Origin of the sequence: Schinkia azotoformans (genome assembly GCF_035811335.1) — a bacterium.
Taxonomy (GTDB): Bacteria; Bacillota; Bacilli; order Bacillales; family Bacillaceae_J; genus Schinkia; species Schinkia azotoformans.
In genome coordinates this window covers 159,784-173,091 of the sequence record NZ_JARSMD010000017.1, presented here as the reverse complement: position 1 = coordinate 173,091, position 13,308 = coordinate 159,784, and the positions used below count along the sequence as shown (strand labels likewise).

General features: G+C 37.1%; 14 protein-coding genes and 2 riboswitches. All 14 genes read left to right on the top strand.

The window, feature by feature from the left end:
- Positions 1–40: 40 nt before the first annotated feature.
- The 14 genes from P9E47_RS10650 (at position 41) to sufU (ending at position 13,301) form a co-directional block, all read left to right on the top strand.
- Complete coding sequence (locus tag P9E47_RS10650) at positions 41–1,222, top strand: FAD-dependent monooxygenase (protein ID WP_003330866.1); 1,182 nt, start codon at positions 41–43, stop codon at positions 1,220–1,222.
- Between the two features lie 141 nt (positions 1,223–1,363).
- The gene (locus P9E47_RS10645) at positions 1,364–1,714 is read left to right on the top strand and encodes a toprim domain-containing protein (protein WP_035193130.1); all 351 of its coding nucleotides are present in this window, start codon (positions 1,364–1,366) and stop codon (positions 1,712–1,714) included.
- 12 nt (positions 1,715–1,726) lie between these two features.
- Positions 1,727–2,035, top strand: a complete 309-nt coding sequence (locus tag P9E47_RS10640) for a thioredoxin family protein (RefSeq protein WP_003330868.1) — start codon at positions 1,727–1,729, stop codon at positions 2,033–2,035.
- Positions 2,036–2,202: 167 nt separating this feature from the next.
- A complete protein-coding gene (gene sigI / locus P9E47_RS10635) occupies positions 2,203–2,955 on the top strand; it encodes an RNA polymerase sigma-I factor (RefSeq protein ID WP_003330869.1) in 753 nt (250 codons plus the stop codon).
- Between the two features lie 17 nt (positions 2,956–2,972).
- Entirely contained in the window at positions 2,973–4,226 is a 1,254-nt protein-coding gene (locus P9E47_RS10630) for an anti-sigma factor domain-containing protein (protein WP_326163396.1), read from the top strand.
- Positions 4,227–4,391: 165 nt separating this feature from the next.
- Positions 4,392–4,748 carry a hypothetical protein gene (locus tag P9E47_RS10625; RefSeq protein WP_326163395.1) on the top strand — a complete coding sequence of 119 codons (357 nt, stop codon included), beginning with the start codon at positions 4,392–4,394 and terminating at the stop codon, positions 4,746–4,748.
- Between the two features lie 79 nt (positions 4,749–4,827).
- A riboswitch (SAM riboswitch) is annotated at positions 4,828–4,934 on the top strand.
- 96 nt (positions 4,935–5,030) lie between these two features.
- On the top strand, positions 5,031–6,350 hold the full coding sequence (locus tag P9E47_RS10620) for an O-acetylhomoserine aminocarboxypropyltransferase/cysteine synthase family protein (protein WP_326163394.1): 1,320 nt from the start codon (positions 5,031–5,033) through the stop codon (positions 6,348–6,350).
- A gap of 103 nt (positions 6,351–6,453) precedes the next feature.
- A riboswitch (SAM riboswitch) is annotated at positions 6,454–6,537 on the top strand.
- Positions 6,538–6,668: 131 nt separating this feature from the next.
- Complete coding sequence (locus tag P9E47_RS10615) at positions 6,669–7,694, top strand: methionine ABC transporter ATP-binding protein (RefSeq protein WP_003330873.1); 1,026 nt, start codon at positions 6,669–6,671, stop codon at positions 7,692–7,694.
- The gene (locus tag P9E47_RS10610) at positions 7,687–8,355 is read left to right on the top strand and encodes a methionine ABC transporter permease (RefSeq protein ID WP_003330874.1); all 669 of its coding nucleotides are present in this window, start codon (positions 7,687–7,689) and stop codon (positions 8,353–8,355) included. The genes P9E47_RS10615 and P9E47_RS10610 overlap by 8 nt, the downstream gene beginning before the upstream one ends.
- Before the next feature lie 20 nt (positions 8,356–8,375).
- The gene (locus P9E47_RS10605) at positions 8,376–9,248 is read left to right on the top strand and encodes a MetQ/NlpA family ABC transporter substrate-binding protein (protein ID WP_003330875.1); all 873 of its coding nucleotides are present in this window, start codon (positions 8,376–8,378) and stop codon (positions 9,246–9,248) included.
- 270 nt (positions 9,249–9,518) lie between these two features.
- Positions 9,519–10,301: a Fe-S cluster assembly ATPase SufC gene (sufC, locus tag P9E47_RS10600; protein WP_003330876.1), complete on the top strand. Its 783-nt coding sequence runs from the start codon at positions 9,519–9,521 to the stop codon at positions 10,299–10,301.
- A gap of 21 nt (positions 10,302–10,322) precedes the next feature.
- A complete protein-coding gene (gene sufD / locus P9E47_RS10595; protein WP_003330877.1) occupies positions 10,323–11,627 on the top strand; it encodes a Fe-S cluster assembly protein SufD in 1,305 nt (434 codons plus the stop codon).
- Positions 11,627–12,850: a cysteine desulfurase gene (locus tag P9E47_RS10590; RefSeq protein WP_326163392.1), complete on the top strand. Its 1,224-nt coding sequence runs from the start codon at positions 11,627–11,629 to the stop codon at positions 12,848–12,850. Before sufD ends, P9E47_RS10590 begins: the two co-directional genes overlap by 1 nt.
- On the top strand, positions 12,837–13,301 hold the full coding sequence (sufU, locus tag P9E47_RS10585; protein WP_003330880.1) for a Fe-S cluster assembly sulfur transfer protein SufU: 465 nt from the start codon (positions 12,837–12,839) through the stop codon (positions 13,299–13,301). The genes P9E47_RS10590 and sufU overlap by 14 nt, the downstream gene beginning before the upstream one ends.
- The last annotated feature ends 7 nt before the right edge of the window (positions 13,302–13,308 follow it).

Here is a 13,308-nt window from a genome sequence, read left to right as displayed (position 1 = left end):
TGTGATTGAAAATTTTAATAATATAAAAAAGGGGTGTACCATGGAAAAAAATAATTTATTGATCGTTGGTGGTGGTATTGGAGGCCTTGCTGCAGCTCTTGCAGCATCTGAAGCAGGAATTCCTTCAACGGTGTTTGAACAAGCACCTGAATTTGGTGAAGTTGGAGCAGGACTCCAATTAGGTCCCAATGCCTTAGCAGTACTTGACCGGTTTGGTGTTTTAGATGAAATTAAAAAAGTGGCTGTTTTTCCAAAACGTCTCGTATTAAGAGACATCCATACCGGTGCTGAAGCGGCTACCCTTGATTTGGGAGAAAAGTTCCAAGAGCGTTATCAATATCCATATATCGTTATGCACCGATCAGATTTACACAGAATTTTATTAGAAGGTTGTAAGAAAGATGGCAATATCCAGTTTAAAACAAACCAACAAATTCAAACAGCTGAGCAAACAGAAATGGGAGTCGTCATAACAAATCAAGATGGTGATAAGTTTTTAGGAGACGCAGTCATCGGAGCGGATGGAATTAAATCCAATATTCGAAAACTGATGAGTGTTGATGATACTGTACCTTCAGAATATGTGGCCTACCGCGGTACAGTTCCTGCCGAAGAAGTAAGAGGTGAAGCCAACTTCGACGATGTAATCATGTGGATCGGACCTAACTTGCACTTGGTACAGTACCCAGTTCGCGGCGGTAAATTATACAATATCGTAGTTGTATTTAAGACTTACGATTACCAAGAAGGTAAAGATTGGGGAACACCTGAGGAAATGGAAAAACGCTTTCTTGGTGCGCATGAAGATGCTCAAACGATGCTTCGATTTATTGAGCGTCAATTTAAGTGGCCAATGTATGACAGAAATCCAATCCAAAATTGGACAAAAGGAAAGATTACATTATTAGGTGATGCAGCCCATCCAATGCTTCAATACTTAGCCCAAGGAGGAGTGCAAGCGCTTGAAGATGCTTCCTACCTTGCAGATATGTTAATCAAGTATCCGAATGAGTATGAAAAAGCATTCCTAGAATACCAAGCGGAACGTCAACCAAGATCTGCCAGAGTACAAACAAGCGCACGTTCATGGGGTGGAATCATCCATGCCGAAGACCCAACTGCCATTCTTTTAAGAAAAACAATCTTTGAAGCTAGAACTCCATTTGATTATGAAGTATGTGACTGGATTTACGGTGGACATAAAGTTCCGTTAAAAAAATAAAGTATTTTAAAGTAATAGGCTGACCCCTAGTTTCGGAGTCAGCTTATTTTTCATTTTTAAATAATAAACTTATAATAAAAATAGAATATAATATGGAGAAATATTTACCGACAAACTAAGGTGGAGAGCGCATTGGAACAAATGGATTCAGAGAAAGTAATCATAGTTGAAGGAAAATCAGATAAGAAAAAAATCGAGCCATTGATCCGTGATTCAGTTGAAATTATTTGTACAAATGGAACGGTAAGCGCCCAGAAAATTGAAGAGCTCGTTGACGAATTTGACCTCGATAATAAAGATGTCTATATATTAGCCGATGCTGATTATGCCGGGGAAAAACTAAGAAAACAACTAAAAAGAGAGCTTCCAAATGCAAATCATATCTATATTGATAAAGTATATCGTGAGGTAGCGACCACCCCTGAATACCAGCTGGCAACAGCTTTGCTTAGCAAAAACATAAATGTAGATCCAAAATTTCTAATTAAATGAGGCTTAGTAAAAATGAATGAGGTTAAACCTGAACAATGGCAACAATTTTTGACAATGGATGGAGTGCAATTCATTTATTTTTATACACCGATGTGCGGCACGTGCCAATTAGCAAGTAAAATGCTTGAAGTCGTGAACGAAACCATCTCATCTTTACAAATTAATAAATGCAACCTGAACTATTTTCCAGCTATTGCCGCCGAGTACGAAATCGAAAGTGTCCCTTGTTTAACAATATGGGAGGATAGTCAGATTGTCGAAAAAATATATGCGTTTAAGTCCGTAACGTACGTCTATGATATTGTGAATAGCTACTTATAATTTTGTGTCCTTCATACGAGTGGTGAAGGGCTTTTTCGTGTTTGTGGAAAAAAGTTTTGGTCCCAGGGCACCTTAATTTATGTTATAAAGAGTGAAGCGGGAAAAATTCGAGTATACCCAAAAAATAAAAAGAGCATTCGAATGTATATAGGGATCGAGGTGGAAACATGAGGCCTTTACGTATAAAATCATGGTTCAAAAATAAGCTTTCAAAATCAGATGGGGAAATTGAAAATCTGGTTTTAAAAGCACAAAGCGGAGATGAGCGGATACGTCACAATCTTCTTGAGCAATACAAGCCATTTGTGAAAAAAGTCGTATCTAAAGCGTGCAAACGATATATTTCCGAATCCATGGACGAATATAGTATCGGTTTACTTGCTCTGAATGAGGCCATTGACCAGTTTAATCAAGAGCAAGGCGGTAAATTTCTATCCTTTGCAAGTATCGTCATTAATAGAAGGATAATCGATCATATTCGTAAAGAAAGCAGACATAATCATATCCTTTTTTCAGATGAAGAGGACGAGGAAGGTAATATTCAGGAAAATTATATAGAACGAAAAACCTCTTTAGAAAAATACGTCATGGAAGAAGAACGTAAAAAGAGGGTAGAGGAAATAAAAGATTATCAACAGCTGCTGTTTAGTTATGGAATCACCTTTGAGGTGCTAAGCAGCGAATGCCCGAAACATATTGATGCAAGGGAAAACGCCAAAATTGTTGCTAAAACGATTGCCGATGATGTCGGACTACGGGGTGCATTAGTAGAAAAAAAGCGGTTGCCGATTAAGGAGCTCGAAGAACGGGTCTCGTGCAGCCGAAAAACGATTGAACGGAATCGAAAGTATATTATTGCTATCGCTTTAATCTATATTGGAGAGTTTAATGCACTAAAATCATATATTGCACCTGAGTAGGGGGGGGACTCACACTAATGAATCAAGGAATTGTTATGGAGATAAAAAATAAAAAAGCGATTGTTTTAACAAAAGAAGGTGCTTTCGAAACAGTCTCTCTAAAGAAAGGGCAACATGTTGAAATTGGCTCGGAAATTGATATCCCAGTATCTAAAATATATTTCAACTCCAATACAAAACGGATTTCAACGATCGTAGCAGTCGCAGCCGTTCTTGTTTTATTCTTCACTCAATATCCGTTTTTACAGAATAGTAATTTAGCAGTAGCAGCCTATGTAGGATTAGACATTAACCCAAGCATCGAAGTTGGAGTTAATGAAAAGTTGAATGTTGTTGAGGTCATTCCAATTAATAATGATGGAAAAATAATCGTCGATCAAATCGCTGACGACTACCGCAATAGACCTCTATCCAAATTCATTGACGACACGCTTGAACTAGCAAAAGCGGATGGATATTTAACGGAAAATAAAGATGTTCTACTAACAACAACAACAATAAATAAGGACGCCCAAGTAGAAATCGAAGAGAAAGTGAATGTAATAAAAAAGGAAATTGAACAAAGAGGAGTAGTCGTCACTACATTAAAAGGTGACGAAAATACACGAAAAGAAGCGAAAGACTTAGGGGTTTCGACAGGCAAGTATGTGATTTACAAGGAATCTAAAGAGACCTTAACAATTGAGGAAACGAAAGAGTTATCAGTCACACAAATCTATGAAAAACTAGACAAGGGTAAAAAGCAAAAAGATATAGAAAAGAAGAACAGTAAAATAGAGAAAAATAATAAAGAAGAGAAAAATAATAAACAAGAAAAAATGAATAAAGAAACTAAAAATGAACAAAAAGCTGGCAATAAACAGTGGAAATTTGAGGATAAAAAGAACAATAGAAACATAGACAATGTCCCTGTCAAAGCTGATAAAAACACTGATCATAACAAGGAAAGTGATCTCAATAATGAGCCCCCCGGCAAAAGCAAGGTAAAGGAAAAGGAAAATAATAGAGGCTACGAGAAAGCGAACAAAAATAGAACTGAAGATGAAGACAAAGACAGTCCTCCTAGAAATGAAAAATATTATAATAAAATAATAGAATCCCGCGATGACCATTCATCAAAAAACAAAAAGGAGTACTCTGGAAAACACGAAGATTACCAAAGGTCCATCAAAGATAAAAAAGAAGATAAACAAGACGACAAAAAATCAACAGATAATGATAATAGAGATAAGCAAAAAGATAAATATAATGGCGACAAAAAGGAAAATTAGACAATATTTCCCGGTAAATAAAGACAAACATTACTATCGACAGTAAAGTTTGTCTTTTTTTGATGTTAAAAACTTTGTGATTGTCGAACTAATATTCAAGGGAAATTCCTGTCCATAGAGAATACGTAAAAGGAGGGGAAAATGCGTTGAATAGGGTGTGAAAAAATGGGAGAGAAGGAATTTAATAAAGCGTTGTTTGATTTTATTAGTTGCCTAAAGTATGCTTCTCATGTTGTGCCTTTACTGGAAAATGAAAGTTTATCAGTAAAGTTTTGTTCACCTGACTACAATGGGATTACGATGTTCATTAATAAACAGGATGTCTGGCTTGATTATAAAAATTCCGAGAGGCCGTCGTTAATCATTAGCGGTGATGTCTCGAGCCTATTAGAACTTGTAGAAGGCAGAACAAGGCTACAGGTTCTAAAAAAAAGAGGGGAAATAAATGTTAAAGGAAAGTTCCGCAACATTTTAAAATTGGAGTCGCTAATCTATTGTTGTTCATTTGCAAAAACTTCCTAAAAAGATTAAAAAAGTATTTGACACAGCCTAAAAACGGTGATAGGATTACGTTAATCAAATATTACAAATTTTATAAGTTTTCTTATCCAGAGAGGTGGAGGGACTGGCCCTATGAAGCCCGGCAACCGATTTTTTATAAAACACGGTGCCAATTCCAACAGAGTATATTGCTCTGAAAGATAAGTAGAGAGTTTGACTATAGACCCCTCTTCTTATCCGAAGAGGGGTTTTCTGATTTACCTAAACAAGACATTATTAAAAATAAAAAAGGGGTTGTTTGTAATGAGTGGACAAAAAAAATATCGTATTGAAACATTAGGAATTCATGGTGGATTACAATTAGATGAAGGGACTCGTGCACAAGGAACAGCTATCTACCCTTCTAATGCATATTTATTTAAAGATGCAGATCATGCTGCTAATTTATTTAATTTATCTGAGCCTGGCTACATATATACAAGAATTCATAACCCTACTTGCACTGTTTTTGAGGAAAGAATTGCTCTATTAGAAGGCGGAGTTGGAGCACTTTCTGTAGCAAGTGGTTCTTCAGCTATTACATTAGCAATTCTAAATATTGCTGGTGCTGGCGATGAGATTGTTGCAGCATCCAATCTTTATGGTGGAACTTACAATCTGTTTGCTCAAACATTACCGAAATACGGAATTACTGTGAAACTAGTTGACCCAACTGATCCAGAAAACTTCAAAGCAGCGATTACAGATAAAACAAAAGCCATTTTCGCTGAAACAATTGGAAACCCTAGCTTATATGTATTAGACATCGAAGCAGTGGCAAATATTGCCCACGCGGCAGGTATTCCTTTAATCGTTGATAATACTTTTGCAACACCATACCTTTTAAGACCAATCGAATTTGGAGCTGATATCGTTGTTCATTCAGCAACAAAATGGATCGGTGGAAATGGTACGACACTCGGCGGAGTCATTATTGATGGAGGAAAATTTAATTGGAATTCACCGAAGTTCCCAGGCTTTACCGAGCCGGACCCAAGCTATCATGGTCTAGTTTACGCTGAAGCTATTGGTGCAGCTGCTTATATTATTAAAGCTAGGGTTCAATTATTGCGTGACATTGGTCCGGCATTAAGTCCATTCAATGCATTCCAACTAAGCTTAGGTTTAGAGACATTACATGTCCGTATGAAAGAACATATCGCAAACACTAGAAAAGTAGTGGGATACTTACAAAACCATCCTGCTGTTGAGTGGGTATTATATCCGGAACTGGAAAATCACCCTTCACATGCTTATGTTTCAAAATACTTACCAAAGGGTGCTGGTTCAGTAGTTGTATTTGGAATTAAAGGTGGACGCGAGGCAGGAAGAACCCTAATTAATAACGTAGAGCTTTGGTCGCACGTAGCAAATGTCGGCGATGCTAAGAGCTTAATTATTCATCCTGCAAGCACTACCCATTCACAATTAAATGAAGAAGACTTGAAAAAATCAGGTGTTTCTGAAGACTTAATCCGTCTATCAATTGGTATTGAAAATATTGACGATATTTTAGAAGATTTAGAGCAAGCAATTGAAAAAGCAACAGGAGTTACTTCAAGCCTAACTAACGCTGCAAAATAGTAAAATATGATTAATAGATGGAAACAGTTAACATTGACATAAAGTGGTTATCCATGCTAAACTTTCAAACATGCTAATATTTTAATATAATAAATCTTTAAAACTCTTATCAAGAGAGGTGGAGGGATGTGCCCGATGAAACCCGGCAACCGTCAAGTGACATGGTGCCAATTCACACAGATGAGAGAAAGGAATCTACCAAGCCTTTCTGCCCGTCTGCAGAAAGGCTCTTTTATTATAGCTCTCTTTAAGTTATATTTTAGTATTATGAGTGTTGAAAGGTGTATAATAGCATTTGGAAGAAGGTGAACGTTTAGCATGATAACTCTTAAAAATGTCGAAAAGATTTTTAAAACAAAAAATGGTGAAGTAAGAGCTGTTGATCATGTTGATTTACAAATCAACCAAGGTGAAATCTATGGAATTATCGGATATAGCGGTGCCGGAAAAAGTACGTTAATTCGGTTATTAAATAGACTAGAACAAGCAACAGCCGGTTCAGTCGAAGTGGCTGGGCAGGATTTGACAAAAATAAGAGGGGCTAATTTACGAAAAGCTCGTCAGGAAATTGGAATGATTTTTCAGCATTTCAATTTATTATGGTCAAGAACTGTAAGAGAAAATATTGCATTTCCTCTTGAAATAGCAGGTGTAGATAAAGCTGAACGAATGAAGAGAGTAGATGAACTGATTAAGTTGGTTGGTTTAGAAGGCAGGGAAGATGCCTATCCATCGCAGCTAAGTGGAGGTCAAAAACAAAGAGTCGGGATCGCAAGAGCTTTAGCCAATCGCCCAAAGGTTTTACTTTGTGATGAAGCAACTTCTGCGTTAGACCCACAAACAACAGATCAAATCTTAGACTTACTTGTGGATATTAATAAAAAACTAGGGCTAACCATTGTTCTAATTACTCATGAAATGCATGTGATTCGCAAAATTTGTCACAATGTGTCAGTCATGGAAAACGGTAAAATTGTTGAGCAAGGGTCTGTCTTGGAAGTATTCCGTAAGCCGCAACAGCCGATTACAAAACGTTTTGTTAATCAAGTGACAGAGCCTGAGGAAACAAAAGAAACAATTGAACATGTATTAAAGAAATATCCAGATGGTCAAGTTATCCAGTTAACATTTGTTGGGGATGATGCTGAGCAGCCGCTGATCAATCAATTAATCCGTAAATTTACAATTAATATAAATATTCTTCAAGGGAAAATTTCGCAAACGCAGAGTGGTGCATATGGGACATTATTTATCCATCTTGATGGAAGTCCGGATGAAATCAAGGAAGCGATCACCTTTATAAGAAGTCATAAAGTTGATGTGGAGGTGATTGACCATGCTTGAGACATTACTTCCGAATGTAAAATGGCCTAAAATGTGGGAAGCGACTGTCGAAACATTATATATGACAGGTATTTCAGTATTTGCTACATTTATTATTGGAATAGTCCTCGGTTTGCTGTTATTTTTAACTGCGAAGGGTAATATTTGGGAGAATAAAACGATTAACTCGATCGTAGCTGCATTAGTCAATATATTTAGATCGATACCGTTTATTATCCTTATTATATTACTGATTCCTTTTACAAAGTTTTTAATTGGCACAATGCTTGGTGCGAACGCTGCCTTGCCAGCCCTTATCATTGGTGCAGCCCCATTCTATGCAAGGATGGTGGAAATCGCCTTACGTGAAATAGATAAAGGGGTCTTAGAAGCAGCGCGGGCAATGGGAGCAAAAACAAGCACAATCATTTTTAAAGTATTATTACCGGAGTCCATGCCGGCTCTTATATCAGGGATTACAGTAACTGCCATTGCCCTTGTCGGATATACAGCGATGGCTGGTGTTGTAGGTGCAGGCGGACTTGGAAACCTAGCCTATTTGGAAGGATTCCAACGCAATCATAATGATGTAACTATTTTTTCAACGATATTAATTTTAGTAATTGTATTTATCATTCAGTTTATTGGTGACGTAGTCACTTCTAAAATAGATAAAAGATAAAATAATAGGAGGCAAATTAGATGAAGAAACTATTACTTTTAGTTACAACACTTTTTGTAGTTTTTGCTCTTGCAGCTTGTGGTGGAGGCAATGCTAAAAAGGAAGAAGCAACTGGGGGAAACCAAGAAGGAACTGCTGAACAAACAGAAAAAACTGAATTAACTAAATTAGTTGTGGGTGCATCAAACGTTCCACATGCTGAAATTTTAGAAGAGGCAGAGTCTATTTTAGCTGAAAAAGGAATCGAATTAAAAATCGTTCCTTTCCAAGACTATATCTTACCTAATAAAGCGTTAAATGATAAAGAAATTGATGCAAACTATTTTCAACATATTCCATACTTAGAAGCGCAAAAGAAAGAATTTGGTTATGACTTCGTCAATGCTGGTGGTATTCATATCGAACCAATCGGTATTTATTCTAAAAATTATAAGTCACTTGAAGAGCTTCCAGAAGGCGCAAAAATTATTATGAGTAACTCGATCCCTGACCATGGCCGTATTTTATCGATGCTTGAAGAAAAAGGCTTAATTAAGTTAAAAGAAGGTATTGAAAAAACAACAGCAACTTTAGATGATATTATTGAAAATCCAAAAAAATTAAAGTTTGTTGCTGATGTAGAACCTGGTTTATTGCCACAAGTGTATAACAATGGTGAAGGGGATGCAGCGTTAATCAATGCTAACTATGCATTAGATGCTGGCTTAGACCCTGCTAAAGACCCAATCGCTGTTGAATCACCAGAAAATAACCCATACGTTAACGTGATTGCTGTTCGTAGCGGTGATGAAAGTCGTGAAGAAATCAAAACTTTAGTAGAAGTTTTACAATCACAAGAAATTGCTGATTTTATTAATGAAAAATACCAAGGTGCAGTTATTCCTGCAAAATAAAAAAGTAAAAATAGGCATGAGGATGTTGAAACTATCCTCATGTCTATTTGTGCTGAATGCATGTTTTATCGAATATTACAAAAACTAGAAGAAATAGTGGAAATATACTTTTTAAACATTTTAGTATAAAAAGTATCATTAACAAAATAACTCATGGTTGATAAGTATTATCTTTTGGTATAGAATTAGAATGAGAATAGATTGAGAATGAAAGCTCCTTTTATAAAAACGTTGTAAATAAAGGGACTAGTATAATATGGAGGTATTAAAATGTCATCTACTTTATCAATTAAAGATCTACATGTTGAGATTGAGGGAAAAGAAATTTTAAAAGGTGTGAACCTTGAAGTGAAGGGTGGAGAGATCCATGCGATCATGGGTCCAAACGGAACAGGTAAATCAACCCTTGCCTCGGCAATCATGGGACATCCCAAATATACGGTAACTAAAGGTAGTATAACATTAGATGGACAGAATGTGCTAGAGATGGCAGTAGATGAGCGTGCTCGTGCGGGCTTGTTTTTGGGTATGCAATATCCAAGTGAAATCACGGGTGTTACAAATTCCGACTTTTTAAGATCTGCAATAAATGCTCGTCGTGGTGAAGGAAATGAAATTTCATTAATGAAATTTATTAAGTCTATGGACAAAACAATGCAGTTTTTAGATATGGATATTAATATGGCTCAACGCTACTTAAATGAAGGTTTCTCTGGTGGAGAGAAAAAGCGAAATGAAATTTTGCAATTAATGATGTTAGAGCCAAAAATTGCTATTTTAGACGAAATTGACTCTGGTCTAGATATTGATGCGTTAAAGGTTGTTTCAAAAGGAATTAACGAAATGCGCGGAGAAAACTTTGGCTGTCTAATGATCACTCACTATCAGCGCTTATTAAACTATATTACACCTGATGTTGTTCATGTTATGATGCAAGGCCGTGTTGTTAAAACTGGCGGTGCTGAACTGGCTGAGCGTTTGGAAGCAGAAGGATACGATTGGATCAAAAAGGAACTAGGAATCGAAGACGAAACAGTGGAGACAGAAGCGTAATAGCAGTGAGGAGGAATTTTGATGACAGTCGAAACTAAACTTCCATACGATGCTGAGTATGTAAGTCAATTTTCAAAAAATCTTGGAGAACCTGAATGGTTAACAAATATACGTCTTGAAGCTTTGCAGAAAGTAGACCAATTACCACTGCCAAAAGCTGATAAAACAAAAATTGATAATTGGAATTTCACAAACTTCAAGCATGGTTTAAAAAATGAAAAAATACAATCTTTAGAGCAATTACCAGAAGAAATTAAAGCATTAATTAATAGTGATCAAGCACAAAAACAAAATTTGCTTATTCAACGTAATGGCTCGTTAGCATATACTGTTATATCAGAAGAACTTAAAAATCAAGGTGTTATTTTCACGGATATTGCTACAGCAGCTTCTACCCATGGTGAACTACTACAGAAATATTTTATGACAAAAGCAGTAAAAGTGGATGAACATAAATTGACGGCTTTACATGCTGCTTTAATGACGGGCGGTACTTTTATTTATGTTCCGAAAAACGTTGAAGTGAAAGAACCGTTGCAAGTTGTTTATTTGCAAGATGAAGACGTGGCACTTTTCAATCATGTCATCGTAGTGGCAGAGGATAATAGTGCTGTTACCTATATCGAAAACTATTTATCATTTAATGAAACAGAAAATGTTGCTAATATTATTGCTGAGGTTATTGCTGGTACAAATGCAAACGTTCATTATGGTGCTGTTGATCACTTGGCAACAGGAATGACAGCCTATGTGAACCGTCGTGGTGTTGTAGGTCGTGATGGACGTATTGAATGGGCATTAGGACAAATGAATGATGGCAATACAGTTTCTGAAAACATTACGAATCTAAAAGGCGATGGTTCCTATGCAGATTCCAAAACTGTGACTGTTAGCCGTGGCGAGCAAAAACAGAACATTACAACGAAAATTGTTCATTTCGGTAAAAACTCAGTAGGCAATATTTTAAATCATGGTGTAGTAAAGGACGAGGCTACTTCCATTTTCAATGGAATTGGTAAAATTGAGCATGGTGCAACAAAATCGAATGCTGAGCAAACATCGCGTATTCTGATGCTAAGTGAAAAAGCTCGTGGCGACGCAAATCCAATTTTATTAATTGATGAAGATGATGTAATGGCAGGACACGCAGCATCAGTGGGACGAGTTGACCCAGTTCAACTTTACTATTTAATGAGCCGTGGTATTCAAAAAGTGGAAGCAGAACGCCTAATCATACATGGATTCTTAAGACCGGTCGTTAATGAATTAGCGATTGAAAATGTAAAAAATCAGCTAGTTGAAGTGATTGAAAGGAAAGTTCGATAATGAATATTCAAGAAATCCGTAAACAATTCCCGATTCTTCACCAGCAAGTTAATAATCATCCGTTAGTATACTTGGACAGCGCTGCTACATCGCAAAAGCCGGTACAAGTTATAGAGGCGGTAGACCGGTATTATCGTGAATATAACTCTAACGTTCATCGCGGTGTACATACACTAGGAACTTTAGCAACAGACGGATATGAAGGCGCACGCGAAAAGGTTAGAAAATTTATTAATGCAAAAGCAGTTCAAGAAATTGTGTTTGTTCGTGGTACAACGACAGGAATCAATACTGTGGCTGCAAGTTATGCTCGTGCAAACCTGAAAGAAGGCGACGAGATCGTTATCACGCCAATGGAGCATCATAGTAATATTATTCCTTGGCAGCAGGTTGCTAAGACTTCGGGTGCAACGTTAAAGTATATTCCACTTCAAGAGGATGGTACGATTGCCTTAGCAGATGTTGAAAAAACAGTGACGCCAAATACAAAAATTGTTTCAGTCATGTACGTTTCTAATGTGCTCGGGACAATCAATCCAGTGAAGGAAATTGCGGCCATTGCTCATAAAAATGGGGCCGTTATGGTTGTCGATGGTGCCCAAAGCACGCCACATATGAAAATTGACGTTCAAGATTTAGATTGTGATTTTTATGCTTTATCTGGTCATAAAATGTGCGGACCAACAGGAATCGGTGTATTATACGGAAAGAAAGCTTTACTGGAAAAGATGGAGCCGATTGAGTTCGGTGGAGAAATGATTGATTTTGTTGATTTGTATGATTCAACGTGGAAAGAGCTCCCGTGGAAGTTCGAAGGTGGTACACCCATCATCGCAGGTGCGATTGGTTTAGGTGCAGCGATTGACTTTTTAGAAGAGATCGGAATGGATAATATTGCTGAGTATGAGCATAAGCTAGCACAATATGCGATGGAAAAAGTGGGTGGAGTGGAAGGTGTAACGATTTATGGACCGAAAGAAAGAGCTGGTCTTGTTACATTTAATATTGATGATGTCCATCCACATGATGTGGCAACAGTATTAGATGCAGAGGGAATCGCCGTTCGTGCGGGACATCATTGTGCACAGCCATTGATGAAATGGTTAAAAGTATCGGCAACTGCTCGGGCTAGCTTTTATCTATATAATACTGAAGAAGAAATTGACGTCTTTGTTAAGGCATTAATAAAGACAAAGGAGTATTTTGGAAATGTCCTCTATTAATAAAAATATTGATTTGGATTCACTGTATCGCAAAGTGATTATGGATCATTACAAGAATCCGCGTAATCGTGGAGTAATGCAGGATGAAAGTGATATTAAGATTAATATGAATAACCCGACTTGCGGTGACCGAATTCAATTGCAATTGAAGGTTGAAGATGGAATCGTAACGGATGTTAAATTTGATGGAGAAGGCTGTTCCATTAGTATGTCATCTGCATCCATGATGAGTCAGGCTATTAAAGGGCAAAAGATTGAAAAGGCCCTGCGGATGGCTGATGTTTTTTCAAAAATGATGCTTGGTGAAGATTATGATGATACTGGTTTGGATCTTGGTGATATCGAAGCGTTGGCGGGAGTTGCCAAGTTTCCGGCTCGTATCAAATGTGCGACATTATGCTGGAAGGCAATGGAGAAAGGTCTTCATGAACACGAAGATCATGAACATTAAGAATCAG

What these genes read in the sequence shown, in the direction of transcription:
- P9E47_RS10605 (WP_003330875.1), top strand. Translation starts at nt 8,376, where the DNA reads ATGAAGAAACTATTACTTTTAGTTACAACACTTTTTGTAGTTTTTGCT.
- P9E47_RS10610 (WP_003330874.1), top strand. Translation starts at nt 7,687, where the DNA reads ATGCTTGAGACATTACTTCCGAATGTAAAATGGCCTAAAATGTGGGAA.
- P9E47_RS10650 (WP_003330866.1), top strand. Translation starts at nt 41, where the DNA reads ATGGAAAAAAATAATTTATTGATCGTTGGTGGTGGTATTGGAGGCCTT.
- sufD (WP_003330877.1), top strand. Translation starts at nt 10,323, where the DNA reads ATGACAGTCGAAACTAAACTTCCATACGATGCTGAGTATGTAAGTCAA.
- P9E47_RS10620 (WP_326163394.1), top strand. Translation starts at nt 5,031, where the DNA reads ATGAGTGGACAAAAAAAATATCGTATTGAAACATTAGGAATTCATGGT.
- sufU (WP_003330880.1), top strand. Translation starts at nt 12,837, where the DNA reads ATGTCCTCTATTAATAAAAATATTGATTTGGATTCACTGTATCGCAAA.
- P9E47_RS10615 (WP_003330873.1), top strand. Translation starts at nt 6,669, where the DNA reads ATGATAACTCTTAAAAATGTCGAAAAGATTTTTAAAACAAAAAATGGT.
- sufC (WP_003330876.1), top strand. Translation starts at nt 9,519, where the DNA reads ATGTCATCTACTTTATCAATTAAAGATCTACATGTTGAGATTGAGGGA.
- P9E47_RS10645 (WP_035193130.1), top strand. Translation starts at nt 1,364, where the DNA reads ATGGATTCAGAGAAAGTAATCATAGTTGAAGGAAAATCAGATAAGAAA.
- P9E47_RS10590 (WP_326163392.1), top strand. Translation starts at nt 11,627, where the DNA reads ATGAATATTCAAGAAATCCGTAAACAATTCCCGATTCTTCACCAGCAA.
- P9E47_RS10625 (WP_326163395.1), top strand. Translation starts at nt 4,392, where the DNA reads ATGGGAGAGAAGGAATTTAATAAAGCGTTGTTTGATTTTATTAGTTGC.
- P9E47_RS10630 (WP_326163396.1), top strand. Translation starts at nt 2,973, where the DNA reads ATGAATCAAGGAATTGTTATGGAGATAAAAAATAAAAAAGCGATTGTT.
- sigI (WP_003330869.1), top strand. Translation starts at nt 2,203, where the DNA reads ATGAGGCCTTTACGTATAAAATCATGGTTCAAAAATAAGCTTTCAAAA.
- P9E47_RS10640 (WP_003330868.1), top strand. Translation starts at nt 1,727, where the DNA reads ATGAATGAGGTTAAACCTGAACAATGGCAACAATTTTTGACAATGGAT.